23 protein-coding genes and 1 rRNA gene are annotated in these 25,668 nt (G+C 71.9%); 3 read left to right on the top strand and 21 right to left on the bottom strand.

Translation table 11 applies throughout. From position 1 onward, the window contains the following. The first annotated feature begins 28 nt into the window (after positions 1-28). The gene (locus tag QM638_RS16850) at positions 29-1,354 is read left to right on the top strand and encodes an MFS transporter (RefSeq protein WP_415143728.1); all 1,326 of its coding nucleotides are present in this window, start codon (positions 29-31) and stop codon (positions 1,352-1,354) included. Here QM638_RS16850 and der read toward each other — a convergent pair. From der to xerD, 11 genes are all read right to left on the bottom strand, one after another. Next, the gene (der, locus tag QM638_RS16845) at positions 1,255-2,637 is read right to left on the bottom strand and encodes a ribosome biogenesis GTPase Der (protein ID WP_415143727.1); all 1,383 of its coding nucleotides are present in this window, start codon (positions 2,635-2,637) and stop codon (positions 1,255-1,257) included. The two genes, QM638_RS16850 and der, sit on opposite strands and share 100 nt — an antisense overlap. Then, positions 2,630-3,370: a lysophospholipid acyltransferase family protein gene (locus QM638_RS16840; RefSeq protein ID WP_415143725.1), complete on the bottom strand. Its 741-nt coding sequence runs from the start codon at positions 3,368-3,370 to the stop codon at positions 2,630-2,632. The genes der and QM638_RS16840 overlap by 8 nt, the downstream gene beginning before the upstream one ends. Beyond that, on the bottom strand, positions 3,367-4,095 hold the full coding sequence (gene cmk / locus QM638_RS16835; RefSeq protein ID WP_415143723.1) for a (d)CMP kinase: 729 nt from the start codon (positions 4,093-4,095) through the stop codon (positions 3,367-3,369). Before cmk ends, QM638_RS16840 begins: the two co-directional genes overlap by 4 nt. A gap of 11 nt (positions 4,096-4,106) precedes the next feature. After that, complete coding sequence (locus tag QM638_RS16830) at positions 4,107-5,201, bottom strand: prephenate dehydrogenase (RefSeq protein ID WP_415143721.1); 1,095 nt, start codon at positions 5,199-5,201, stop codon at positions 4,107-4,109. A 27-nt stretch (positions 5,202-5,228) separates the two neighbouring features. Beyond that, complete coding sequence (locus QM638_RS16825) at positions 5,229-5,963, bottom strand: pseudouridine synthase (RefSeq protein WP_415143767.1); 735 nt, start codon at positions 5,961-5,963, stop codon at positions 5,229-5,231. 79 nt (positions 5,964-6,042) lie between these two features. Next, the gene (scpB, locus tag QM638_RS16820; protein WP_415143719.1) at positions 6,043-6,756 is read right to left on the bottom strand and encodes an SMC-Scp complex subunit ScpB; all 714 of its coding nucleotides are present in this window, start codon (positions 6,754-6,756) and stop codon (positions 6,043-6,045) included. After that, on the bottom strand, positions 6,737-7,639 hold the full coding sequence (locus tag QM638_RS16815; protein ID WP_415143717.1) for a segregation and condensation protein A: 903 nt from the start codon (positions 7,637-7,639) through the stop codon (positions 6,737-6,739). The genes scpB and QM638_RS16815 overlap by 20 nt, the downstream gene beginning before the upstream one ends. A 15-nt stretch (positions 7,640-7,654) precedes the next feature. Further along, the gene (locus QM638_RS16810) at positions 7,655-8,011 is read right to left on the bottom strand and encodes a hypothetical protein (RefSeq protein WP_415143716.1); all 357 of its coding nucleotides are present in this window, start codon (positions 8,009-8,011) and stop codon (positions 7,655-7,657) included. Next, positions 7,993-8,811 carry a ParA family protein gene (locus tag QM638_RS16805; RefSeq protein ID WP_415143765.1) on the bottom strand — a complete coding sequence of 273 codons (819 nt, stop codon included), beginning with the start codon at positions 8,809-8,811 and terminating at the stop codon, positions 7,993-7,995. Before QM638_RS16805 ends, QM638_RS16810 begins: the two co-directional genes overlap by 19 nt. 345 nt (positions 8,812-9,156) lie before the next feature. After that, the gene (locus QM638_RS16800) at positions 9,157-11,823 is read right to left on the bottom strand and encodes a DEAD/DEAH box helicase (RefSeq protein WP_415143714.1); all 2,667 of its coding nucleotides are present in this window, start codon (positions 11,821-11,823) and stop codon (positions 9,157-9,159) included. Continuing rightward, a complete protein-coding gene (gene xerD / locus QM638_RS16795; RefSeq protein WP_415143712.1) occupies positions 11,820-12,761 on the bottom strand; it encodes a site-specific tyrosine recombinase XerD in 942 nt (313 codons plus the stop codon). Before xerD ends, QM638_RS16800 begins: the two co-directional genes overlap by 4 nt. Before the next feature lie 194 nt (positions 12,762-12,955). On the opposite strand from xerD, the gene QM638_RS16790 reads away from it, so the two are divergent. After that, positions 12,956-14,788 (top strand): alpha/beta fold hydrolase, encoded by a 1,833-nt coding sequence (locus QM638_RS16790; protein WP_415143710.1) that lies wholly within the window; start codon positions 12,956-12,958, stop codon positions 14,786-14,788. A 33-nt stretch (positions 14,789-14,821) separates the two neighbouring features. On the opposite strand, the gene QM638_RS16785 is transcribed toward QM638_RS16790, so the two are convergent. The 9 genes from QM638_RS16785 to QM638_RS16745 form a co-directional block, all read right to left on the bottom strand. Further along, complete coding sequence (locus QM638_RS16785) at positions 14,822-15,439, bottom strand: NUDIX domain-containing protein (RefSeq protein ID WP_415143708.1); 618 nt, start codon at positions 15,437-15,439, stop codon at positions 14,822-14,824. A gap of 61 nt (positions 15,440-15,500) precedes the next feature. Next, entirely contained in the window at positions 15,501-17,228 is a 1,728-nt protein-coding gene (locus QM638_RS16780; protein ID WP_415143706.1) for a CTP synthase, read from the bottom strand. A gap of 6 nt (positions 17,229-17,234) precedes the next feature. Then, positions 17,235-18,095: a copper transporter gene (locus QM638_RS16775; RefSeq protein ID WP_415143705.1), complete on the bottom strand. Its 861-nt coding sequence runs from the start codon at positions 18,093-18,095 to the stop codon at positions 17,235-17,237. Further along, complete coding sequence (steA, locus tag QM638_RS16770; RefSeq protein ID WP_415143703.1) at positions 18,092-19,261, bottom strand: putative cytokinetic ring protein SteA; 1,170 nt, start codon at positions 19,259-19,261, stop codon at positions 18,092-18,094. Before steA ends, QM638_RS16775 begins: the two co-directional genes overlap by 4 nt. A gap of 60 nt (positions 19,262-19,321) precedes the next feature. Continuing rightward, positions 19,322-21,118: a DNA repair protein RecN gene (gene recN, locus QM638_RS16765; protein ID WP_415143701.1), complete on the bottom strand. Its 1,797-nt coding sequence runs from the start codon at positions 21,116-21,118 to the stop codon at positions 19,322-19,324. Beyond that, positions 21,111-22,073 (bottom strand): NAD kinase, encoded by a 963-nt coding sequence (locus tag QM638_RS16760; protein ID WP_415143699.1) that lies wholly within the window; start codon positions 22,071-22,073, stop codon positions 21,111-21,113. The genes recN and QM638_RS16760 overlap by 8 nt, the downstream gene beginning before the upstream one ends. Then, positions 22,070-22,921 (bottom strand): TlyA family RNA methyltransferase, encoded by an 852-nt coding sequence (locus tag QM638_RS16755; protein ID WP_415143697.1) that lies wholly within the window; start codon positions 22,919-22,921, stop codon positions 22,070-22,072. Before QM638_RS16755 ends, QM638_RS16760 begins: the two co-directional genes overlap by 4 nt. Before the next feature lie 3 nt (positions 22,922-22,924). Further along, on the bottom strand, positions 22,925-23,116 hold the full coding sequence (locus QM638_RS16750) for a hypothetical protein (RefSeq protein ID WP_415143695.1): 192 nt from the start codon (positions 23,114-23,116) through the stop codon (positions 22,925-22,927). Between the two features lie 10 nt (positions 23,117-23,126). Then, complete coding sequence (locus QM638_RS16745) at positions 23,127-24,164, bottom strand: HAD-IIA family hydrolase (protein ID WP_415143693.1); 1,038 nt, start codon at positions 24,162-24,164, stop codon at positions 23,127-23,129. A gap of 131 nt (positions 24,165-24,295) precedes the next feature. Here QM638_RS16745 and QM638_RS16740 point away from each other — a divergent pair, with 131 nt between their 5' ends. Next, the gene (locus QM638_RS16740; protein ID WP_415143691.1) at positions 24,296-25,429 is read left to right on the top strand and encodes a DUF1015 family protein; all 1,134 of its coding nucleotides are present in this window, start codon (positions 24,296-24,298) and stop codon (positions 25,427-25,429) included. Positions 25,430-25,543: 114 nt separating this feature from the next. On the opposite strand, the gene rrf is transcribed toward QM638_RS16740, so the two are convergent. Beyond that, a 5S ribosomal RNA gene (gene rrf, locus QM638_RS16735) occupies positions 25,544-25,660 on the bottom strand. Between the last annotated feature and the right edge of the window lie 8 nt (positions 25,661-25,668).

Here is a 25,668-nt window from a genome sequence, read left to right as displayed (position 1 = left end):
CGGCACCTGAGACCGGCGGAGGCCCCCGATGAGCACACCTACGAGCACGGCGGTGGTCGGTGACCCCACCCCGAGCCTGATCGAGGCCGCCGGCCGGTCGTACTTCCCGATCGCGCTGGTCGCACGGCTGCCCTACGCGATGATGGTCGTCGGCGTACTCACCCTCGTGGTCGCCGCCCGCGACTCGATCGCGCTGGGCGGCGTCAACTCGGCCGCCGTGGGCCTGGGCGCTGCGGTCTTCGGTCCGCTGGTGGGCGCGGCGGCCGACCGGTTCGGCCAACGCCGTGCCCTGCTGGTCGGCGGCATCGGCAACAGCCTCGCCCTGCTCGCCATGTCGGCGGTGGCGTTCAGCTCGCTGCCGGACGTCGTGCTGCTCACGGTCGCCTTCCTGGTCGGCGCCACCGCGCCGCAGGTCTCCCCGATGTCACGCAGCCGCCTGGTCGGACTGATCACCACCCGGCTGCCCGAGCAGCGCCAGGCTCGCGTGTTGAACGGCACCATGGCCTACGAGTCGGCGGCCGACGAGACCATCTTCATCGTCGGGCCGGTCGTGGTGGGCCTGCTCGCCACCACCGCCAGCCCGGTGGCACCCGTCATCGGCGCGGCGGTGCTGACGCTGCTCTTCGTCACCTCGTTCGCGCTGCACCCCACCGCCAGGACGCGCCACGAGACGTACGGCGGGCGGGTGGTCCAGGCGCCCGCCCACGAGCTGCTCCGTGCCCGGGTGCTCGTCCCGGTGCTGGGTGCGCTCGGCGTCGGGATGTTCTTCGGCGCCACCCTGACCTCGCTGACCGCCTTCGTCACCGATCTCGGTCACGAGAGCAGCGCCGGGCTCGTGTACGGCGCGATGGGCGTCGGGTCCACGGTGCTGGCGCTCTCGGTGGCACTCTTCCCGGTCCGGTTCAGCATGCGCGCGCGATGGGCGACGTTCGCGGCGGTGATCCTCCTCGGCGGGCTCGGGTACGCCGCCGCGCCCGACCTGTGGACGCTGGTGCCGGCACTGGTGCTCGCCGGGGTCGGCATCGGACCGACGCTGGTCACCCAGTACAGCCTGGCTGCGGACCGCAGTCCACGCGGCCGCTCGGCGACCGTGATGACGATGCTCGGCTCCGCCATCATCGTCGGCCAGTCGCTGGCCTCGGCGCTCACCGGCATCCTCGCCGACCGAGTCGGCACCGGCGCCGCGATGTGGCTGCCACCGGCGGCTGCGGCGTTCGTCGTGCTGGCCGCGATCGCGAACCTGCGGCTCGACGCTCAGCGCCGCCGCCTCTCGCGGACGCGCTGCTGGAGCACGATCGGCGTGCCGACGAACCCGAACTCCTCGCGCAGCCGGCGCTCGATGAAACGCTCATAGGCGGCGTCGAGACGACCGGAGGTGAACAGGATGAACGTCGGCGGTGCCGTCGACGGCTGGGTGCCGAACAGGATCTTCGGCTGCTTGCCACCACGGACGGGGTGCGGGTGCTCGGCCACCAATCGACCGAGGAAGCTGTTCAGCGCCCCGGTGCCGACGCGGGTCTCCCAGCCGGCCAGCGCCTTGTCCAGCGCCGGCACGAGCCGGTCGATGTGCCACCCGGTGCGGGCGGTGACGTTGATCCGTGGCGCCCACTGCACCTGTACCAGTTCGCGCTCGATCTCCCGGTCGAGCTGCCAGCGACGGTCCTCGTCGACCAGGTCCCACTTGTTGAACGCGATCACCAGCGCGCGACCCGCCTCGCGGACCGACTGCAGGATCCGGATGTCCTGTTCGGAGAGCTTCTCCCCGGCGTCGACGACCAGCACCACGACCTCGGCGCGGTCGATGGCGGTCGAGGTGCGCAGCGAGGCGTAGTACTCGTGCCCGGAGGCCTCCTTGACCCGCTTGCGGATGCCGGCGGTGTCGATGAAGCGCCAGGTGCGCCCGCCGAGCTCGATCAGCTCGTCGACCGGGTCGACGGTGGTGCCGGCCACGTTGTCGACCACCACCCGGTCCTCGCGGGCGAGCTTGTTGAGCAGCGAGGACTTGCCGACGTTCGGCTTGCCGACCAGGGCCACCCGCCGCGGCCCGCCGACCTCGGCCTCCTCGGGTGCGGGCGCCTGCTCCGGCAACGCGGCCAGTACGGCGTCCAGCAGATCGCCGGAGCCGCGACCGTGCAGCGCCGAGACCACATGCGGCTCCCCCAGACCGAGGTTCCACAGGCCGTAGGCCTCGGCTTCGGCGCGCGCGTCGTCCACCTTGTTGGCGGCCAACACGACCGGCTTGCCGGCCCGGCGCAGGATCCGGACCACGGCCTCGTCGGCGTCGGTGATGCCGACCTTGGCGTCGACCACGAACATCACCGCGTCCGCCAGCGAGACGGCGATCTCCGCCTGAGCGGCGATCCGCTCCGCCAGCCCGCGTGCGTCGGGATCCCAGCCCCCGGTGTCGACCAGGGTGAAGGCCCGGCCGCTCCACTCGGCGTCGTAGGAGACCCGGTCCCGGGTGACGCCCGGGACGTCTTGGACCACCGCCTCGCGCCGGCCCAGGATCCGGTTGACCAGCGTCGACTTGCCGACGTTGGGCCGGCCGACCACCGCCAGCACCGGCAGCGGGCCGATGGCCTCCCCGCCGCTGGGCACCTCTGCGGCACCCGGCGCGGAAGCGTCGTCGTCAGTCATCGTTCTCCTCGAGGCTCGGTAGCGGACCGGGCAGTGAGCGTCCGGTCAACGCCTTGGCGCGGTCCAGCTGGACCAGCATGTGCTCCTGAAGCAACTTCGAGGCCGCCGTCAGTTGTTCCCGTCGGCGCGGCCAGGGGGCCGGGTCCAGGTGGAACGGCGCGCCGTAGACGATGTCGATCCGGCTCCGTCGCGGTGGCAGCGAGGACGCGGTCCCGCCGGGCAGCCGCGTCCCGAACATGTACGCCGGCACGATCGGCGCCCCCGAGACCAGACCGAAGTAGGCCGCGCCGAGGTGGAAGCGCTCCAGCTCGCCACTCCCCCGCGCCCCTTCGGGATAGATGGCCATCACGTGTCCGGCGCGGAGCACCCGCAACGCGATCCTGACCGCGCCCGGGTCGGTGAAGGAGCGATGCAGTGGGATCTGCCCGGCGAAGTTCAGGAACCGACGCAGGAAGGGCTGCTCGAACATCTCCGACTTGGTCAGCGCATGGACCCCGCGCGGGGAGAAGATCGCCAGCAGTGGGCCGTCGGCGATGCCGACGTGGTTGGAGGCCATGATGACCGGGCCGGTGGTGGGGATGTTCTCGGTGGCATGCAGCCGGACGTCGTACCAGCGCCGGATCACCCAGCGGGCTCCGGGCGCGAGCCGGTACAGCGGCCACGCCGTGGGATGCCGGACGTCGTCGGTGCGGGGCAGCGCCGCCCGGGCGGCAGCGGAGAGGGACGAGCTCACGCGGTCGCCCCCACGCTGCGCACCAGCGCGGTCACCCGGTCGATCACCTGCTCCAGGGTGTCATCGGTGGTGTCGATCGTGGTCGCCCCGTCCACCAGCTCCAGGCCGCCCCGGGTGGAGTCGATCCGGTCCCGATGCTCCAGCGACCGCCGCACGCCGAGCTCGTCGGTGCCGCCCTCCTCGGCGGCCCGCCGTCGTGCCCGGGCCGCCGGGTCGGCGCTGAGGAAGAGTCGTACCTCGGCGTCGGGCCAGACGACCGAGGCGATGTCGCGGCCCTCCACCACGATCCCGGCGTCTCCCAGCGTCCGCCGGATGATCTCCTGCTGGTCGGCGACCAGCCTGGCGCGCACCGCGGGCACCGTCGCCACCGGCGAGACGTGCGCGTTGACCCGCGCGCTGCGGATCTCGGTGGACACCTCGACGCCGTCGAGGGTGATGGTGGGTGCGAGCGGATCGGTGCCGGCCTCGATCACCGGCTCCGGCGCGTGTGCCGCCACCGCCTCCGGGTCGGTCGTGTCGATGCCGTGCTGCAGCATCCACCAGGTCATCGCGCGGTACATCGCCCCGGTGTCCAGGTAGCGCATGCCCAGCCGGGCGGCGACGCCGCGCGCCGTACTCGACTTGCCGGAACCGGACGTCCCGTCGATGGCCACCACCACGCGCGGCACCGCGGCGTCGGCGGCGATCGGTTCGGCCCGGGAGTCGGCGGAGTCGGCGAGGTTCACAGGGTGGCAGCCTACCTGTGTGTCACCCAGCCGCGTGACTCCAGCGAGGTCTCCAATCGATCCGCGGCGTCCTGGGTCACCACCAGCTCGGCCAGACCGACCTGACGACCGGGGTCGTGATCCATCCGGACGTCCTCGATGTTGACGCCGATCTCGCCGACGTCGGCGAACAGCCGGGCGAGCTCGCCGGGGTGATCGGGAACCGCGACGTACACCGTCGAGCTCGGCGCGTCCGGGGCGCCGTGCTTGCCCGGGATCGCCCGGGTCCCGGCGACGGCCTCGGCGAGCACCCCCTGCAGCGCCGTACGGTCACCGCCGCCGATCGCTCGGATGAGCACCTCGAGCTGGGCACGGACCTCGCCCAGCAGCTCGACCACCGCGTCGGCGTTGCCCGCCACGATCTGGCCGTAGAGCCGCGGATCGCCGGCCGCCACCCGGGTCACGTCGCGCACCCCCTGTCCGCTCAACGCCAGATCTGCCGCCGGGGCATCCGCCAGCCGAGCGGCGACCAGCGCGGACATCAGGTGCGGCACGTGCGAGGTCCGGGCCACCGCGCGATCGTGTGCGGCCGGGTCCAGCTCGACCGGGACCCCGCCGCACAGCTCGGCCAGCGCCGTCACCGCCGCCACCGCGTCGGCCCGCGCGCTCGGATGGGCGGTCACCGCCCAGGGACGACCGTCGAAGAGGGCGGCGCTGGCCGCGAGCGGACCGGAGCGCTCGCTGCCGGCCATCGGATGGGATCCGACATAGCGCTCGATCTCGGCCGGGGCCAGCGCAGCGACCTCGGCCAGTGGGCTCGACTTGACGCTGCCCACGTCGGTGACGACGGCACCGTACGGCGCGGTGGCGACGAGCGCCTCGGCGATCACGGTGCCGAGCTGGGCCGGCGGCACCGCGACCACCACCAGCCGTGGCTGGTCGGCGGCGGTGCGCGCTCGGCCGGCCCCCAGGGCGCGGGCGGTGCGCACGTGGTCGGGGGCGGTGTCGGAGAGCAGCACCTCGAGACCGGCGCGCCGGCACGCCAGCGCCACCGAGGTGCCGAGCAGGCCGGCACCGATCACCTCGACCGGTCCGGTCAGTGGCGCGGCGTCGGACGGGTCGGGCATGCGGGCAAGGCTAACGTCTGGCGTGGTTCACAGACCGACCTGGTCCAACAGCGTGCCGAGCTCCTCGTCGCTGAGCTCGCGCAGCCGGCCGGGACCGAGGTTGCCGAGCCGCACCGGCCCGAGCTGGGTCCGGCTCAGCCGGCGTACCGGGTGACCGACCTCGTCCAGGAGCCGCCGGACGATCCGGTTGCGGCCCTCGTGGATCACCAGCTCGAGGATCGACTTCTCCGGACTCGCCTGGATGATCCGGGCCCTGGTCACGGTCACCGGCCCGTCCTCCAGCCGCACACCGGCCAGCAGCCGCTTGAGGATGCGGGGATAGAGCTGGCCGGTGACCTCCGCGACGTAGGTCTTGTCCACCTCGTAGGAGGGATGGGCGAGCCGGTGCGCGAAGTCGCCGTCGTTGGTCAGCAACAACAGACCGGAGGTGTCGGTGTCGAGTCGACCGATGTGGAAGAGGCGCTCGGGCCGGTCGGCGACGAGATCGGCGAGCGTACGCCGGCCCTCCGGGTCGCTCATCGTGGAGACCACTCCGCGGGGCTTGTGCAGCGCCAGGTAGACCTTCCCGGAGACCGGTGGCAGCCGCCGACCCTCGACCCGGATGACGTCGACGACCGGGTCGACCTTGGTGCCGAGCCGGGTGACCACCTCGCCGTTGACCTCGACCAGGCCGGCCAGCATGAGCTCCTCGCTGTGCCGACGGGAGGCCACGCCGGCCAGCGCCAGCAGCTTCTGCAGCCTGATCCGGCCCTCGTCGTCCACCGGCAGGTCGGGGCGCGCGGCCGCTCCACCCGCTCCACCCGTCGGCCCACCCTCCGGTCCGACGTCCGCGTGGTCCGACTCACTCACCGTCGGTCTCCGCTCGGTCACCGGTGTGCTCGGCGCCGGTCCGGTCCTCGGAACTCGCCGACCCGTCGGCCGCCAACTCGGCCAGCTCGTCCCCGAGCTCGTCCATCTCCGGCAGGTAGGGCGCCAGCTCCGGCAGGTCGTCGAGGCCGGTGATGCCGATGCGCTCCAGGAAGTAGCCGGTGGTGCGGTACAGGTTGGCCCCGGTCTCGCCGTCCTGACCGGCCTCCTCGACCAGCCCGCGGGTGAGCAGGGTCCGCATCACGCCGTCCACGTTGACCCCGCGGATCGCGCTCACCCGAGCCCGCGAGATGGGCTGCTTGTAGGCGACCACGGCGAGCGTCTCCAGCGCGGCCTGGGTCAACCGCGCGCGCTGACCGTCGAGCACGAACGCCTCCACCACCGGGGCGAAGTCCTCCCGGGTGTAGTAACGCCAGCCGCCCGCGACGTTGCGCAGGTCGAAGCCGCGCCGCTGTTCGGCGTACTCGGCCGCGAGCCCGGCCAGCGCACCCTCCACCTCGTCGCGCGGGTGGCCGACCGCGGCCGCGAGGGTGCCCGGGTCCAGCGGCTCGTCGGCGACCATCAGCACCGCCTCCAGCGCCGGCCGCAGCTCGGTCGACGGAGTCAGCGGTACGCCGAGCGTCTCGTCTCCCGCCGGTGCCGGTCTCGCCGGTGTCACGGGCCCCGGATCAGTCTGCTGCTCGCTCATCGCTCTCCTCCGCCTGCCCCTCGAACTCGTCCTGGATCAGCTCGTCGACGTCGGTGTCGTCGGCCCCGGTCCACCGGATGGTCAGCTCGCCCAACGCGCTGACCTGGTCGAAGGCGACCACCCCCTCGCGGAAGAGCTCCAGCAGCGACAGGAAGCGCGCCACCGTGGTCAACGTGTCCGGTGAGTCGCCGCACAGGGCCCGGAAGGTGCTGGTGCCGTGCCGGCGCAGCCGGTCGACCACCAGGGCGGCCTGCTCCCGCACGCTGACCGACGGTGCGTGGATGTGCTGCAAGGAGAGCTCCGGCGGCCCCGGCTTCGGGGCGAGGGCCTTGGCCGCCAGCGCGGCGAACTGATCCAGCCCGATCCCGATCAGCACCTCCGGCAACAGGGTGGCGAACCGCGGCTCCAGGCCGACCACCCGGGGGTGCCGCAGGGACTCCGCGGCCAGCCGGTCCGCCAGCACGCCGGCCACCTGCTTGAACGCCTTGTACTGGAGCAGTCGCGCGAAGAGCAGGTCGCGTGCCTCCAGCAGCGCCAGGTCCTCCTCGTCCTCGACGTCGCCCTGCGGCAGCAGCCGGGCGGCCTTGAGGTCGAGCAGGGTGGCCGCCACCAGCAGGAACGACGAGGTCTGCTCCAGGTCCCAGACCTCGCCCGCCGCCTTGACGTGGGCGATGAACTCGTCGGTGACGGTGGCGAGCGAGATCTCGGTGATGTCCAGCTTGTGCTTGGCGATGAGGCTGAGCAGCAGGTCGAAAGGGCCCTCGAAGTTGTCCAGCCGGACCTCGAATCCGCCCTCCGAGGGACGGTCGTCCGACGCGACCGCCGACTCGCTGGTCGTCCGCCCGACGCCCGCCGGCGCCTGCTGGCCGGCTGGCCGGCTCACGTTCTCACTCCGCGCTCACTCGGCGGCGAGTCGCCGGATGATCGCACTCTGCTCGCCGTTCGCCTCCAGGTCGGCCAGCACGATCGCCACCGCCTCGCGCACCAGCCGACCGCGGTCGACCGCCACCCCGTGGTTGCGGCGCAGCGCGAGCCGGGCGTGCTCGAGGTCGAGCAGCTCGTCGGAGGTGATGTAGACGGTCATCTTCTCGTCGTGCCGTACCCGGCCGCTGGGACGCCGCCCGGTCCGCTTCCCCGATGTCCCGCTCGAGCCGGTGGTCGCCTCCCGGTCCGCGGCCGGCGCCGCGGGCGTGGCGGGTGCGGTGAGACGGAAGAGATCGTCGGCCTCGGGCAACCTCACCCGTCGCGCCGCCATCGGGCGATCACCTCCCGGGCCAGCTGACGGTAGGCCTCCGCGCCGGCGCTGGTGCCGGCGTAGCTGGTGATCGGCTCGCCGGCCACGGTGGAGTCGGAGAACTTGACCGTCCGGCGGATGACGGTGTGGAAGACGGTGTCGCCCCAGGCCTGCACCAGCCGCTCCATCACCTCGCGGCTGTGCAGCGTCCGGCCGTCGTACATCGTGCCCAGCACGCCGTCCACCGTCAGGTTCGGGTTGAGTCGCTCGGTGACCTTGTCGATGGTGGTCTTGAGCAACGCCACCCCGCGCAGTGCGAAGTACTCGCACTCCAGCGGGATGATGACCCCGTTGGCCGCGGTCAGGGCGTTGACGGTGAGCAGGCCGAGCGACGGCTGGCAGTCGATGAGGATGACGTCGTAGTCGGCCACGGCCGGCGCGAGCACGCGCTGCAGGGTCTGTTCGCGGGCGACCTCGTGCACGAGCTGGACCTCGGCGGCGGAGAGATCGATGTTGGCCGGGAGCAGGTCCACGTTGTCGATGCCGGAGGCGACCACCGCCTCGGCGAGGCTCACGTCGCGCTCCATCAACAGGTTGTAGATCGTCAGATCCATCTCGTGCGGGTTGAGCCCCAGGCCGACCGAGAGCGAGCCCTGCGGGTCGAAGTCGACGAGCAGCACCTTGCGGCCGTACTCCGCGAGCGCCGCGCCCAGATTGATGGTGGTCGTGGTCTTGCCGACGCCACCCTTCTGGTTGCACATCGCCACCACCCGTGCCGGACCATGGGTGCTGAGCGGCGCCGGGTCGTCGATCACCGGCATCGGCCGACCGGTCGGCCCCACCTCCGACTCGGTGACCTGATGGCGACGTGGCGGCTCGAAGGACAGGGTCACAGATGGCTCGCTTTCCGGATGCTGGATCGCCGGGACGGATCGCCGGGGATATGTCGACTCGGCGACATGTGGGCCGGTTCCGTGCGACTCTAGGTCGGCCTCGTTCACGCTCACAACCCGGGATCGGTTATCCCCCACCCCGGCCTCGAATCTGTTGACACGCTGTGTACGCCGCCCCCGCCCAGTGCACAGCCGAGACCACCGCTGTGGACTGTTCTGTGGACTCTCCGGTCGACGCGAATCGAGCTCGGCGGAGCCTCTCGGCGCACCGGCTCAGAGACGGCGCATGGCGACGGTGGCCAGCACCAGCTCGCCGGCCGCGTCGGAGGCGTCCAGATCCGCGATCGCCTCGATGACCCAGTCGTGGTCGCCGGCCGGGTCGTCGATCGTCTGGGTGATCTCCCACAGCCGAGCGAGGGGGGACTCGGCGGCCGCATCGTCGAGTCCCACCCCGGCCGGGACGCCGGTGGTGGCCGTCCAGGTGACCAGCTTCGGCGAGCGGGCGTCGGCGGCGGTCCCGACCGAGTCGTGCTCGGCGTAGTACTCCTCGATCGCGTCGTCCCATCCCGACCGCGTCAGCACGACCGCTCGTGCCGACTCGGTCCGGTCGGCCGCGGCCCGCTCCAGCGCCATCAGGGCGTCGAGGTCGTCGCGCGCGACCGCTTCCACCCGGGCCCACATCGCGTTGCGCACCATCACCTCGAAGGCGTGCTGCTGGGAGAGGGGTCGCGGCAGCGGCGGCGGCTCGTGGCCGACACCCTCCGCCAGCGCGGCACGCACGTGTTCGGGGTCGACCAACGCCTCCCACTCGTCGATCAGGGACGAGTCGGTCTGTCGCACCGTCTCGCCGAGCCAGGCGACGACGTCGTCGAGCTCGGGGGTGCGGAACCGCTCCGGCACGGTGTGCACGAAGGTGCGGTAGGCGTCGGTGAGGTAGCGCAGCACCAGACCCTCCGAGCGGGCGAGCTGGTAGCGGCGCACCAGGTCGGTGAAGGTCAGCGACTGCTCGAACATCTCTCGCACGATCGACTTGGGGTCCAGGCCGGCCCCGGACTCGACCGAGGGCAGCCACGGGTGGGAGCGGCGGTAGACGTCGTAGAGCGCCTCGAGCCGGTCGGCGAGCGGCCGCGGCCAGGTGACGTCCTCGATCAGCGCCATTCGCTCGTCGTACTCCACGCCCTCGGCCTTGAGCTCCTCGATGGCGCGCCCGCGGGCCTCGTGCTGTTGGGCGAAGAGGATCTGTCGCGGCGCCTCGAGCACCGACTCGACGGTGGAGATCGTCTCCACCGTGTGCTCCGGCGAGTCGGGGTCGAGGGTGTCGAGAGCGGCCAGTGCGAAGCGGGCCAACGGCTGGTTGAGCGCGAAGTCGGGAGGCAGTTCCTCGGTCAAGACGTAGCGGCGACCGTACTGGTCCGGCTCCGCCAACCGCACCAGTACGCCGGAGGCGACCAGCGAGCGCGAGAGTCGGAGCGCCCGCCGGGCGAGCCGGAGCCGCTGCCGCGGCTCCTCGTGGTTGTCGAGCAGCAGGGACCGCAGCACGGTGAAGGCGTCCTCCGCCCGGGCGACGACGTTGAGGATCATCGCGTCGTCGACCTTCATCCGCGAGACCAGCGGCTCGGGGCGCCCCTCGACCAGCTTGGCGAAGGTGGCCTCGGTCCACACCACGGTGCCCTCCGGCGGCTTGCGCAGCTGTGCCTTGGACCGCTTCTTGCCCGCCGCGACCCGCTGGGCCGCCTTCTGCTTGGCGCGTTCGTTCTCGATCACGTGCTCCGGCGCCTGGACGACGACGTACCCGGCCGTGTCGAAGCCGGCCCGGCCGGCACGGCCGGCGATCTGCAGGAACTCCCGGCTGCGCAGCACCCGCTGCTTGCGGCCGTCGAACTTGGCCAGCCCGGTGAACAGCACGGTGCGGATCGGCACGTTAATGCCCACACCCAGGGTGTCGGTGCCGCAGATCACCGTCAGCAGGCCGGCCTGCGCCAGCTGCTCCACCAGGCGCCGGTAGCGCGGCAGCATGCCGGCGTGATGGACGCCGATCCCCTTGCGCAGGAGACCCGAGAGCGTCTTGCCGAAGCCGGCGGCGAACCGCACGTGGACCAGCCGCTCGGCGATCCTCGCCTTCGTCTCGGCCGTCTGGCCGCCTGCCGGTCCGCGCGCGATCCTGCCGAGCGCGGTGGCGTGCTCGACGGCCTCCTTCTGGGTGAAGTGCACCACGTAGACCGGTGCCTGGCCGGTCGTGAGCAGCTCCTCGAGCGTCTCGGCGAGCGGCGTCATCGCCCAGCTGAACGAGAGCGGCACCGGTCGCTCGGCCTGATCGACCAGGACGGTCTCGCGACCGTTGCGGCGCGTCAGGTCCTTCGCGATCGCCTCGGTGTCACCCAGGGTGGCCGACATCAAGAGGAACTGCGCCTGCGGCAACGCCAGCAACGGCACCTGCCAGGCCCAGCCACGTTCCGGCTCGCCGTAGTAGTGGAACTCGTCCATGATCACCAGGCCGACGTCGGCGGCGGAGCCCTCCCGCAGCGCGATGTTGGCGAGCACCTCCGCGGTGCAGCAGATGATCGGCGCCTCGGGATTGACCGAGGCGTCACCGGTGAGCATGCCGACGTTGTCGGCGCCGAACGTCTGACACAGGTCGAAGAACTTCTCGCTGACCAGCGCCTTGATCGGCGCGGTGTAGAAGCTGACCCGGTCGCCGGCCAGGGCGAGGGCGTGCGCGCCGGTGGCGACCAGCGACTTCCCGGATCCGGTCGGAGTCGCCAGGATGACGTTGGCGTCCTCCAGCAGGGCGATCAGCGACTCGTCCTGATGCGGATAGAGCTCCAGCCCGCGCCCAGCGGCCCAGTCGATGATCGCCTGATAGACCTCGTCCGCGCTGGCCCCGACCGGGGGCACCCACGCCACCTCACCGGCCGCTGAGGCGGTGACGCCCGCGGTCATCGTGCCCTCGGGTGCGCGGTGGCGAAGACCTCGCGCAGATTGTCGACCGTGACCAGGGTATAGATCTGGGTGGTGGTGACCGAGGCGTGCCCGAGCAGCTCCTGCACCACCCGGACATCGGCACCCCCGTCGAGCAGATGGGTGGCGAACGAGTGCCGCAGCGTGTGCGGCGAGACGTCACGCTGCACGCCCGCACGCTCGGTGGCCCGCACCAGCACCGTCCACGCCGACTGCCGCGACAGCCGCCCGCCGCGGGCGTTGAGGAAGAGCGCCGGTACGCCGGTGCCGGCGGCGACCAGGCCGGGACGAGCCCGGGTCAGATAGCTCTCCACGGCGGCCCGGGCATAGGAGCCGAACGGCACCAGTCGCTGCTTGCCGCCCTTGCCGCGCAACAGCACGGTGCCCTCCACCGGGTCGAGGTCGTCCAGGTCCAAGCCGACCGCCTCCGAGATCCGCGCCCCGGTGCCGTAGAGCACCTCCAGCAGGGCCCGGTCCCGCATCGCGAGCACGGTCCCGGCGGCTCCCGCCGCGTTCAGGATCGCCTCCACGTCCCCGAGCGACAGCGCCTTGGGCAGCCGCTTCGCTGGACGTGGGGGCTTGACCCCACCGGCCGGGTCGAGCGGAGTGAGCCCGTCCGCGACGGCGAACTTGTGGAATCCACGCACCGCGGCCAGCGTGCGCGCCGCCGAGGTGGCGCTCAACGGCGGATGTGCGCCGTCCGGCTCTCCCTCGCGAAGCTGGACCAGGAAGTCCGCCACCGTCTGCTCGCCGATCTCCGCCAGGCCGGTGAGGCCCCGGCGGGCGAGGAACTCCCGGTAGCGGCGCAGATCCCGGCGGTAGGAGGCCAGGGTGTTGCTGGCCAGCCCGCGCTCCACCGAGAGATGGTCGAGGTAGGTACGGACCGCTGCCCCGATCTCGTCGCTGGCGGTCCCGTTCATGGTGCCCGCAGTCTAGTCACTCACCGGCGGCGACGAGAGTGCCACGAGGTCGCGTCCTCGCGGCACTCGATGCGGCCTCCCCGCGAGTCCGGTGAAAGCCATTACTCCTCCGTAACCTTACCGGCGCGTAACGTGACGCTCGTCACGTCGTTGAGTGAGGCATGCGCGCACAGATTCGGACTCGCCTGCCTCTGGTGACCTCGGCGGCCGGACGGTTCGCCCTCGCCGGCGCTCTCACCGCCGTCGCTGCGGCGGTCTCGGTGGTCCCGCTCGCGGTCTCCCCCGCCGAGGCCGCTGCGGCGGCGTACACCGTGACGACCCTGCACTTCAAGGTCGAGGTCGGTCCGGATCGGGGCCAGACATGCGACATCGTCGGCGACGTGTACCGGCCTCGCGCGGCGACCACCCGTCACCGGGTACCCGCCGTCATCACCACCAACGGCTTCGGCGGCAGCAAGGACGACCAGGCCGGGCTGGGCAAGGCCCTCGCCAAGCGCGGCTATCTGGTCCTCTCCTACTCCGGGCTCGGGTTCGGCGGATCGGGCTGCAAGGTGACCCTCGACGACCCCGACTACGACGGCGTGGCCGCCAGCCAACTGGTCAGCTATCTGGGCGGTGCCGGCGGGATCGCCTACACCGATGCCGCCCACACCACGGCTGCGCCGCTCCTCCGGGTGGTGGCCCGGGACCACCGCAACCACGTCGGACAGCACCAGGCGCACGACCCGCGGGTCGCCATGATCGGCGGTTCGTACGGCGGCGGCATCCAGTTCGCCGCGGCCGCCGTCGACAAGCGGGTGGACACCCTGATCCCGATGATCACCTGGAACGACCTGTCGTACTCCCTCGATCCGAACAACACCGCGATCAGCAGCGGCGTCACCTCCAGCACGCCGGGATCGACCAAGCTGGTCTGGGGACTGAGCTTCACCGCGCTCGGGCTGGCCACCGGGATCGAGCACCTCGACGCCGACCAGACCCGCATGCTCGGCTGTCCGAACTTCGCGACCTTCGTCTGCGCCGCGTTGCTCACCGGCGCGACCACCGGCTACTTCGACGACTCCTCGATCGCCAGCCTGCGGCACGCCTCGGTCGCCTCCTACCTGCACAGGATCAAGGTCCCGGTGCTCCTCATGCAGGGCGAGAAGGACACCCTGTTCAACCTCAACGAGGCGATCGCCACCTACCGGGCTCTGCGTGCTCAGGGCACCCCGACCAGGATGATCTGGCACTCCTGGGGGCACTCCGACAGCACGCCGCAGCCGGGCGAGCTGGACCTGGGCGACCCCGACCCGGCGTCGCAGTACGAATCGAGGCGCGTGCTCAACTGGCTCGACCACTACCTGCGTGGCGCGACGGTGAGCACCGGGCCGCGGTTCGCCTACTTCCGCGACTGGGTCTCCTACCGGGGCATCGCCACCCCGGCGTACGGCACCTCGAACCGGTTCCCGGTGGGCACGGTGCGGACCTGGCGGCTCTCGGGCACGGATGGGCTCACCACCGGTGCTCCGGCCTCCGGCAGCACCACGATCCTCACGCCGCCGTTGGGCCTGCCCACCACCTTCGATGAGACCGACGTGCTCGGCTCGTTCTTCTCCGGCGCGAACGGGCTGACCGGGCAGTCCGTGCCCGGCACCTCGGCGGCGTGGACCTCCGGGACGTTGCCGAGGCGGCTCGACGTCGTCGGCGTTCCGACGGCACGGCTGAAGGTGACCGCGAACGGTGCCGATCTGACCCAGGGCCTCGGCCCGGCCGGGGACCTGGTGCTCTACCTCAAGGTGGTCGACGTCGCGCCCGACGGCACCCGATCCGCCATCGACGGCACCATCGCCCCGGTCCGGATCCCGGACGCGAGCAAGCGGTTCACGGTCCGGCTTCCGGCGATCGTGCATCGCTTCGCCAAGGGTCACAGGATCGGCCTGGTGGTCTCCACCGGCTCGCCGAACTACCGCGGGAACGTGACCCCGAGCGACGTGACCATCGCAGCCGGGACCGGACAGACGCTCGGCCTGCCGGTGGTCGGCTGACCCCGGGTCGGTCGGGTAACAGGGTCGGTCGGGTCAGTCGAGCCGACCCCGGCGCCGCAACGCGTCGTAGGCCAGTACCGCGACCGCCATCGGCGCGTCCTGCGCGCGGCCGTCCAGGGCGGCGTCGATGAGGTCCTCGACCGGGACCCATCCCGAGCTCATGTCGGCCTCCTCGTGCGCCAGCACGAAGTCGCCGCGATCCACCGAGGTGAGGTCGCGGGCCAGGAAGTAGTGGATCCGCTCCGCGGAGATGCCCGGTGAGGAGTACGCCGTCAGCAGCGGCCTCCACCGCGCCGCCGCGTAGGCCGCCTCCTCGCGCAGCTCGCGTCGGGCGACGTCCAGTGGTTCCTCGCCGGCCTCGTCGATCAGGCCGGCCGGCAGCTCCAGGAAGCGTCGGCCGGCCGGGTGGCGGTACTGACTGAGCACCAGCACCCGGTCCTCCGCGTCCACCGCCAGCACCACCACGGCGCCCGGATGCTCCAGCACCAGTCGACCGAACGGGGTCTCCGTCGGCGCGCCCGGTTGCTGGATCCGGTCGCGACGGAGCGCCATCACCCAGTCGTCACGGTGCAGGTCGGTGGACTCGACCACCGGCCATCGCTCCGGCCGCTCCCACCCGCCGGGGAAGTCCGACGACACGCTGATGTCCATGAGGCGAGGGTAGCCAGGCCGGCGGCCTCCACCGGCAGCACCGTCGACCGCGCCGGGCGCCTCATTCGGCGCCGGCCGGCTCCTCCACCGCCCGATGCAGGCTGGACTCGTCGATCGGGAAGCGCTGCTCACGCTGCCGCTGGATCGCCGCGGCGACCAGACCGACGAACAGTGGGTGCGGCCGGGTCGGCCGGGAGCGCAGCTCCGGATGCGCCTGGGTGGCGATGTAGTAGGGGTGGGTCTCGCGGGGAAGCTCGACGAACTCGACCAGCTCGTTGTCCGGCGAGAGACCGGAGAAGACCATCCCGGCCGACTCCAGCCGATCGCGATAGGAGTTGTTCACCTCGTAACGGTGCCGGTGACGTTCGGAGATGCTCGTCTCGCCGTACGCCTCGGCGGCGATCGTGCCCTTGGTCAGCTGGGCGGGGTAGAGGCCCAGCCGCATGGTGCCGCCCAGATCACCGGCTCCCTCCACGAACGCGAGCTGCTCGGCCATGGTGGCGATCACCGGCTCGGGGGTGTCGGGGTCGAACTCGGTGGAGTCGGCCTTGTCCAGACCGACCACGTTGCGGGCGTACTCGATGACCATGCACTGCAGGCCCAGGCACAGCCCGAGGGTCGGGATGCCGTGCGTGCGGGTGTAGGTCAGCGCGCCGAGCTTGCCCTCGAGGCCGCGGATGCCGAACCCGCCGGGCACACAGACCGCATCGAGGTCATGCAGGTTCCGGGCGGCGCCCTCGGGGGTCTGGCACTCGTCGGAGGCGATCCAGCGGATCTCGACCGCTCCCTCGTTGGCGAACCCGCCCGCGCGCAGCGCCTCCGCCACCGACAGGTAGGCGTCGGGGAGATCGACGTACTTGCCGACCAGCCCGATGGTGACGCTCTCCTTGGGATGGTGCACCCGGCGCAGCAGGTCGTCCCAGAGCGTCCAGTCGACGTCGCGGAACGGCAGGTCGAGGCGGCGTACGACGTAGGCGTCGAGGCCCTCTCGGTGCAGGACCTTGGGGATGTCGTAGATCGAGGGGGCGTCCGCGCAGGTCACCACCGCCTCGTCGTCGACGTCGCACATCAGCGCGATCTTGGACTTGATCCCGGCCGGCAGGTCGCGGTCCGCGCGGCAGACGATCGCGTCGGGTTGGATGCCGACCTGACGCAGCGCGGCGACGGAATGCTGGGTCGGCTTGGTCTTGAGCTCCTTGGACGGGCCGATGTAGGGCACCAGCGAGACGTGGACGAAGAACACGTTCGCCCGGCCGATCACCTGGCGGGTCTGACGGGCGGCCTCGAGGAACGGCAGCGACTCGATGTCGCCCACGGTGCCACCGATCTCGGTGATCACCACGTCGATGCCCCGTCCGTCCGCATCGGTTCCGCCCATCGCCAGGATCCGGTCCCGGATCTCGTTGGTGATGTGCGGGATGACCTGCACGGTCTCGCCCAGGTAGTCGCCGCGCCGCTCCTTGGCGATCACATGGGAGTAGACCTGGCCGGTGGTGACATTGGCCTGGCCGGAGAGGTCGGTGTCCAGAAACCGCTCGTAGTGCCCGATGTCGAGATCGGTTTCGGCGCCGTCGTTGGTGACGAACACCTCGCCGTGCTGGAACGGATTCATCGTGCCGGGGTCGACATTGAGGTACGGATCCAGCTTCTGCATGGTCACCCGCAGGCCGCGAGAGCGCAGCAGACGACCGAGGCTCGAGGCGGTCAGGCCCTTGCCGAGCGAGGAGGCGACGCCCCCGGTGACGAAGATGTGCTTGGTGGGAGTGGTTCCGTATGCGGCCGCCTTCATGGACCTCTAGCCTATCTCAGGGCCGAGCAGCCGCCCGAATCCCGACGCGCCGAAATTCCCACCCTGACGATCCACCTGGCGCGCCGTGGCGAGCACGGTCGCCAACCGTCCGACCGAGGTCTCCACCCCGTCGACCGAGGCGAACCAGTCACCCCAGTGCTCGGCCCGCACCGCGGCGAGAGACACCGATCCGGAGGGCGCCGCGGCCACCACCCCATGCGAGACCCCGCCGAGCCCGTGCACCACGCCGACCAGCGACGCGTTCCCGTCGGTCCCGTCGGTCCGGCCACCGAGCAGAGCCACCACGAGTGTCGCGGGCCTTCGGCCGCCGGTCACGGTGACCAGCCCGCCTGCCAGCAGCGTCTTCGCGGCGGTGCGCTGACCGTCGGTGAACCCGGTCGCGCCGGTGGTGGCGTACGCCGCGCCGAGCAGCTGGCCGAACCGTGGATAGGTGTCGAGCTCGGGGTTGACCGTGCCGCGCAGCGACCCCTGCAGCCGGTCGGTCAACGCGTCCACGTACGCCGACCGGGCCGGATCCAGCGCGCTCGCGGAGACCGTCACCGTGCCGGTCAGCTCGCCGCCGGCGGCCCGCAGCCGCCGGGCCAGTGCGCTCGCGGTGGACTCGTCCGCGCCGGGGAAGCGCAGGATCGCGATTCGTTGGCCGCGAAGCGTCCGCCGGGTCAGGTTGGCGCCGGCATCCGCCACGAACCGGCGATCGAGACTCGTGGCGGAGCTCTGCGTCGTGGCGGTCAGCCGACCGCGCGCCGGGCTGTCGTCGTGCTCGTCGAACGGACCCGCGCCCAGCGCGATCCCCGCGGCCAGGGCGGCGACGGCGATCACCGCGGAGAGCAGGTGGCGCCGACTCATCCGCCGCTGCCGAACAGGCCGCCGACCCAGCCGGTCACGTCGCTCGCCCAGCCCTGCCCGGCCTCGGTGGTGGCGATCGCGGCCGCCACCACCAGCACGCACACCACCAGGCAGAGCAGCACGTGCCGGGCTGCGAGCCGGCCGGCGTACAGGGTGTGGACGGCTCCCGCGTCGATCAGACGCGGCCCCAGGCTGAGCCAGGTCAGGTAGGTGCCGGCCATCTCCGGGCGTCGCTGCTCCAACAGGCTGCCGAGGTCGATCCCCGCGCCGGCGACCACCACCAGAGCGGCGTGGTTCGCCTTGGTGAGCAGCAGGGCCGCCTCGTCCGGTCCCAACGCGGAGCAGACCCGCATCGGCACCACGCCGCGGCCTTCCAGCGCGGTCTCCGCCGGACCGGGGGCCGCGGCGCCGGGAGCGAGCACGACGTCGCAGGCCGCACGCAGCGCCTCGGTCGGGGGTAGCCGGTCGGGCTCCGGTCCGACCACGACCACGTCGGCGCCGACCCGGCAGGCGCGCACCGTGCGCACCGCCTCCCCCACGGCGACCACCACCGGACGCTGCTCGGCGAGGAAGACCCGCAGTCCCTTGATCTCCGCGACGGTGGTGGCGGCCGTGGCCACCAGGACCGGCCGGCCGGCCATCGCGGTGTCCAGACGTGGCACGCCGGCGTTGTGCAGCAGCGCGTCCTCCTCCCGCTGGACCAGCTGCGCGCTGTGGTGGGCGAAGGCGACCAGCTGGGCGGCGAATCCGGAGCGCGATTCCTCCAGCTCACGCCGGATCTGGTCGCCGCTGAGTGCTCGTCCCGCGGTCAACCGTTGCTCGCCGTCGAAGACGGCGCCCTGATGGATGCGAACGGCCGCACCCTCCCGGAGGTTGCCGAGGCCGGCGTCGCCGAGCCGGTCGACGAGGGTGAGCCCGGCACCGAGGAGGACCTCGGGACCGCGGTTGCAGAATCGGGGGTCGACCATCGACCGGCCGTTGAGGACCGCCACGACGCCCGCCGAGACCATCGCCTCGGCAGCTCGGCCGTCCAGGTCCGGGGTGTCGATGACGGCGACGTCACCGTTCCGGAGCCGGCGCAGCGACCGCGGGTCGGTCGCGACCAGACGCAGGACGCCGCGCGTCCCGGGCTCGGCGGCCACACTGGCACGGGTGGTGAGTCTCATGACGGGTCCATACTCACACCGGCCGTCCGTCAGGACGCTCAGCCCGCCGGTGTGTCGCGATCAGCGAGTCTCGCCGCGGGCGACGTCGAGCAGTTCGCGGGCATGTGCCAGCGCGGTGTCGGAGTCGGTCAGGCCCGCGAGCATCCGGGAGAGCTCGCGCTCCCGGCCGGACTCGTCCAGGATCTCGAGTCCGGAGCTGGTCACCGAGCCGTCACTGCTCTTGCGGACCGCCACGTGGGTGTCGGCGAAGGCAGCCACCTGCGGCAGATGGGTGACCACCAGCACCTGAGCGTTGCGCGCCAGCCGGGCCAGGCGGCGCCCGATCTCGACCGCCGCCGATCCGCCGACCCCGGCGTCGACCTCGTCGAAGACGAACGTCGGCACCGGGCTGGTCGCGGCGAGCACCACCTCGATCGCCAGCATCACCCGGGACAGCTCTCCGCCCGAGGCGCTCTTGGCCAACGGTCGCGGCTCGGCGCCGGCGTTGGCGGCGAGCAGGATCTCGATCTCGTCGATGCCGTGCGCGCCGTACCTGACCGGTTCGCCGTCGACCTCGAGCGGCGCGCCGACCAGCGTGCTCGTCCGGTCGTCGGTATCGCCCGAGTCGCTCAGGTCGACTGAGGTGGCCGAGGTGGCCGTCTCGCCGCGACGGGTGACGGTGATGACCAGCCGAGCATGCGGCATCGCCAGGCCGGCGAGCTCGGCGGTCACCGCTTCCGCGAGACGGGCGGCCGCGTCCCGGCGCGCGGTGGAGAGCGCGCCGGCGACGTCCGCCAGTCGGATGCGCAGCTCCGTACGCCGGTCGGCGAGCTCGTCGATGCGCTCGTCGGTGCCGTCGAGGTCCACCAGCCGCCGGGCGGACTGCGCCGACCAGTCGATGACGTCGGCGAGGGTCTCGCCGTACTTCCGGGTGAGCGCGGTCAAGGCGGCCCGGCGCTCGGAGACCGCGGCGAGTCGGGCCGGGTCGGTCTCGATCCCAGCCGCGTAGGAGGCCACGTCGGCGGCCAGATCGGAGAGCAGATAGCTCACCTCGGCGAGCCGGTCGGCGAGGTCGGCCGCCGTCGGATCGTGCTCCCGCACACCGTCGAGCAGCCGTCGGGCGGCGCTGACGGCACCGAGCGCGTCCGGGCGATCGTCGTCGGCCGAGAGCGCCTCGCGCGCCTGCTCGGCGGCGGCGCGCAACGTGTCGGAGTAGCCCAACCGGGACTCCTCCGCGGCCAGCGCGTCCTCCTCGCCCGGTTCGGGGGCGAGCGCCTCGATCTCGCCGAGCCCGAAGCGGAGCAGATCCGCCTCGCGGGCCCGCTCGCGGGCGTGCGAGCTGACCTCCACCAGTTCGCGCTCGGTCGCACCCAGGGCCAGATACACCTCGCGGTACTCCGCCAGCAGCCGCTCCAGGTCGGGTCCACCGAACCGGTCCAGCGCCTCTCGTTGGGCCTGCGGCTGCAGCAGCCGGTGTTGGTCGGACTGGCCGTGGACCGCCACCAACGGCGCGGCCAGGACGCTCAGGGTGGCGATCGGGACGCTCGCCCCGCCGACGTAGGCCCGAGACCTGCCCTCACTCGCCACGGTCCGGGCCAGCAGCACCTGGTCGTCCTCGACGGCGCCACCCGCCTCGTCGACCGCACCGGCGAACTCGGGGAGACCAGCGGTCGCGACCACACCCTCGACCCGGGCCGCGCGTGCTCCGGTCCGCACCACCCCCGGGTCACCACGACCGCCCAGCAGCAGGCCGAGGGCGGTGACCAACATGGTCTTGCCGGCACCCGTCTCGCCGGTGATGGCGGTGAACCCGGCGCCGAGCTCCAGGGTGGAGGAGTCGATGACGCCCAAGCCGTCGATCCGGAGTTCCTCAAGCATCGCGACTCCGTGACGCAGCGCCGCGCCAGCCCTCGACCGGAAGATCGAACTTGCGCACCAGCCGGTCGGTGAACGGTGCCTGATGCAGACGCACCAGCCGGAACGGCTCCCGTCCTCGGGTCACCTCGATCCGGGCGCCGGGTGGCAGCTCGAAGGAGCGTCGACCGTCGCACCACAGCACTCCGACGCCGTCCTGGCGCGCGATCACCTCGACGGCCAGCACGGAGGTCGGCGCCGCCACCAACGGCCGGGCGAAGAGCGCGTGTGCGCTGATCGGCACCATCAGCAGCGCCTCCACCTCGGGCCAGACCACCGGGCCGCCGGCGGAGAAGTTGTACGCCGTGGAGCCGGTCGGGGTCGCGCAGACGACCCCGTCGCAGCCCCATCGGGACAGCGGGCGGTCGTCGATCGCCACGACCACCTCGAGCATCCGCTCGCGGGCGGCCTTCTCCACGCTGGCCTCGTTGACCGCGAAGGTGCGGAACATCTCGTGTCCGTCCTGGAAGACCCGGACGTCGAGGGCCAGCCGGTCCTCGGCGGTGTAGCGCCGATGCACGATGGCGTCGATGGTCGATCCCACGTCGTCGTACTCCGCCTCGGCGAGGAAGCCGACGTGGCCGAGGTTGACGCCCAGGACCGGCGTCGCGTGCGCCCGGACGATCTCGGCCGCGCGCAGGATGGTGCCGTCGCCGCCGATCACCAGGGCGAGCTCGCAGTCGAGGCTCGCGTCCCGCTCGTCGGGCCACAGCTCCATCTGGGGGTACAGCCCGGCGGCGACCCCGTCCTCGATGCCCAGGTCGCGGGCCTCGACGGCGAGCACCCGCACGATGATCCCGTAGCCGCCGAGCGTCCGAGCGCAGGCCAGCGCCACCTCCCGGGCGGCCTCCCGCCCGGTGTGGACCAGCATCAGCACGCGCCGGGACCCCGGTGCCGCCTGCGGGGTGCCCTGGGTCATTGCGTCACCTTCTCAGACCTCGCCGACGATTCCGGAGGCAGCCCGGTCTGTGCATGGACGACCGCGGTGATGGCGGCCTCGTCCACGCTGGCGGGACCCCGGTGCAGCCAGAGGAAGAACTCCACGTTGCCTGACGGCCCGGGCAGCGGCGAGGTGGTCACCGCGCGAGTGCCCCAGCCGCGGCGTGCGGCGGCGGCCGCGACCGCGTTCACCGCCTCGGCGCGCAGTCCGGGGTCGCGGACGACTCCGCCCTTGCCGACCCGGTCCCGGCCGACCTCGAACTGCGGCTTGACCATCAGTGCCAGGTCACCGTCGACGGAGGTCACCGAGAGCAGCGCGTCGAGCACGAGCTCGAGGGAGATGAAGGAGAGGTCGCCGACCACCACGTCGACCGGGGTGCCCACCACCTCGAGCGACAGGTCCCGGACGTTGGTGCGGTCGTGCACGACGACCCGGTCATCGGACCGCAGTCGCCAGGCGAGCTGCCCGTAGCCCACGTCCACGGCGACCACCTCCCGCGCGCCCGCCCGCAGCAGCACGTCGGTGAATCCGCCGGTGGACGCGCCCGCATCCAGGCACCGGCGTCCCGTCACGCTGAGTCCGAGCGGAGCGAAGGCGGCCAGCGCACCGGCGAGCTTGTGCCCTCCTCGGGAGACGTAGTCGGGCTGGTCGGGGTCGTCGACGACCACGATCGCGACATCGGTGGTGACACCGGTGGCCGGCTTCTCGGCGACGACGCCCGCCACCTTGACCCGACCGTCGGCGATCAACTGACTGGCGTGCTCCCGAGATCGCGCCAGCTTGCGCCGGACCAGCTCGGCGTCGAGGCGCAGACGACGAGGCGGCACGGGCTACGCCTCGGCGGTGGCGTCGAGCGCTCGCCGCAGCCGATCGTGCGCCTCCTCGAACACCGCGACGTGCTCGCCGAGCGGTCGGTCGGCGAGCACGTCGACGGAGTCGAGCACCTCATCGACCTCGGCCACACCCGTCGGCTCGACCTCGGCGACGCTCTGGTTCACCTGCTCCACCGGCTGCTCGGTCATGGGTGGGAGCCTACCCGCCGAGCCGGCTGGCGCCGTTCGCCTCGCCCGGTGGGGACGGGGCTCCGGCGGGAACTCCGGCGGCATCCAACTGCAGCCAGCCGGCGGATGCGGCTGCTCGCCACCAGTCGATCCGGCTGCCAGCGCCGGTGAGCACCAGCTCCCCCGCGCGCACGGAGGCGGTCCAGCCACCGACCCGGGCCGTCCGGTCGGCCTCGGCCGACCCGGTCGTCACCTCCACCGCCGGATGCGGCTCGTGCAGACCACGAAGGTCGGCGGCGAGGTAGGTGGGCCGCTGATCCGGTGGGGCCGCGAGTAGGTCGCCGAGCCCGCTGACGCCGGTGAGCACGAGCATGGAGTCGATCCCGAGCCCGGTGGCACCCGCGATGTCGGTGTCGAGCCGATCCCCGATCATCAGCGGCCGGGTGCCACCGATGCGGCGGATGGTCTCCTCGAGCAGGGGTCGCTCGGGTTTGCCGGCCACCTCCGGATCGACCCCGGTGAACCTGGCGATCGTCTCGACCAGGACACCGTTGCCGGGTGCCGTCCCGTACGGCGTCGGGATGGTCCGGTCGGTGTTGGTGGCCACCCACCACAGCCCGTCCCGGATCCGTACGGCGGCACGCATGATGTGGCGCCAGGGCACGTCCGGGCCGTACCCGGTGACGATCGCCTCGGCCTCGTCCTCCACCCCGACCGGGGTCAGGCCGGCCTCCGTGAGAGCGTCCCGGAGTCCCTCTGCGCCGAGCGCCGCCACCCGGGTCCCGGGACCGGACCGGTCGAGCACGAGGTGTGCCGCGGCCTGCGCCGAGGTGACCACATCGCCCACGTCGGCCTCGATGCCGAGGCTGTTGAGCTGATCGGCGACCACGGCCGGGGGCCGGGATGCGTTGTTGGTGATGAACGCGACGTGCATACCGGCGCGCCGGGCCGAAGCCAGCGCGTCGGGTGCATGCGGAACCGCGGAGCCGCCGACGTAGACGACCCCGTCCAGGTCGAGCATCGCCAGGTCGTAGCTCACCGTCAACGACTTGTCACAGGAACGAAGCACGTCTCCCTCATCTCGTCCGATCCCCGGTGCGATCACGTCCGGTGTCGATCCCGCCGGTGCTCGCGCCGAGGGCACCGGCGGTTGCGCGACCATCTCGGCACCACGTTCGGGCTGCACCCTACGATGGTCTGATGGACACCGGCGACGTGGTCACACCCCCCTACGTCGCCGGCCCGTTGCATCTGGCCCCGTTCTCCGCGCTCTTCCTCAATCCCCGCCGGTTGGGCGATCCCGCGTCGGCTCGGCTCTATGCCCGTCCGTATCGCGGCGTCGCGGCGCGGATGCGGCAGTGGACCGAGCGTGGCGACATCGTCGAGGACGTCGGCCCGGCGCTCTATCTGCACGAGTACACCTCGGGCGGGATGACCGTGCGAGGTGTCGTCGGCTCCCTGGACATCTCCCGCCGCGCACCGAGCGTTGCCGAGAGCTGTGTGTTGCCGCATGAGGGTGTCAAACTGGCCCAGGCCGGGGAGCTCGGTCGGCGGATGGGCCAGATGCAGGTCAATCCCGCGCCCATTCTGCTCACCCAGAGCTCGCCGCCGGCGACCCGCGACCTCCTCGAGGGCGTCATGAGACAGCCGGCACTGCAGAACTTCGACGATCGCGGCGGCCAGCATCATCGGATCTGGGCGATCCGTGACACCGAGCTCATCGAACGCCTCAACCGCGAGTGGGCGCCCACGCAGGCCATGATCGCCGACGGACATCATCGTTACGCCGCCTATCTGCGGATCCAGTCCGATGAGCCGGGTGGCCCCACCGACCATGGCCTCGCGATGCTCATCGACCACGACGCGACGCCGATGCACCTCGGTGCGATCCACCGGATCTTCGGCGGCCTCAAGATGGGCCATCTCGAGCGGGCGGCTCGTGAACTGAAGCTCGACTGGCGCTTCTCTCATCGCCGTGACGCGCTCGGCCGACTCTCCCCCGGGACCCTCGTGCTCACCGGTCAGCGACGCTGGGCGACCCTCGATCTGCCAGGACAGCGCCAGCAGAGCGCCGTGGAGTATCTGCACTCCGCACTGCTGCCTCGTCTCCCCCGCGCGCCGCGGTCGACCGGCTACGCCCACTCGGTCGACGAGGCGCTGGGGAAGGTGCGCGGCGGCGACGTGGCCGTACTGCTGCCGGCGCCGTCGATCAGCGAGGTCTGGCGGGCCGCCGCGGACGGCCGGCTCCTACCGGAGAAGGCCACGTCCTTTCAGCCCAAGCCACATCCGGGCGGCATCATCCGGTCGCTGCGCTCGAGCCAACAGGTCGGCTGAGAGACCTGCCACCCAAGGCCCTGCGATTCTCGACCGTCGTGGGCTCGACCTCGATCTCGGGTCAAATGCAGATGAGGGCAGATCCATGACGGATCTGCCCTCATCCAATAGTAGGTCCGGCGGCGTCCTACTCTCCCACACTCTTGCGGGTGCAGTACCATCGGCGCTGAAAGGCTTAACTTCCGGGTTCGGGATGGGACCGGGTGTTTCCCTTTCGCTATGGCCGCCGTAACTCTGGT

Origin of the sequence: Nocardioides sp. (genome assembly GCF_047606145.1) — a bacterium.
Classification (GTDB): domain Bacteria; phylum Actinomycetota; class Actinomycetes; order Propionibacteriales; family Nocardioidaceae; genus Nocardioides.
This window is presented reverse-complemented; position numbering and strand designations above follow the sequence as displayed.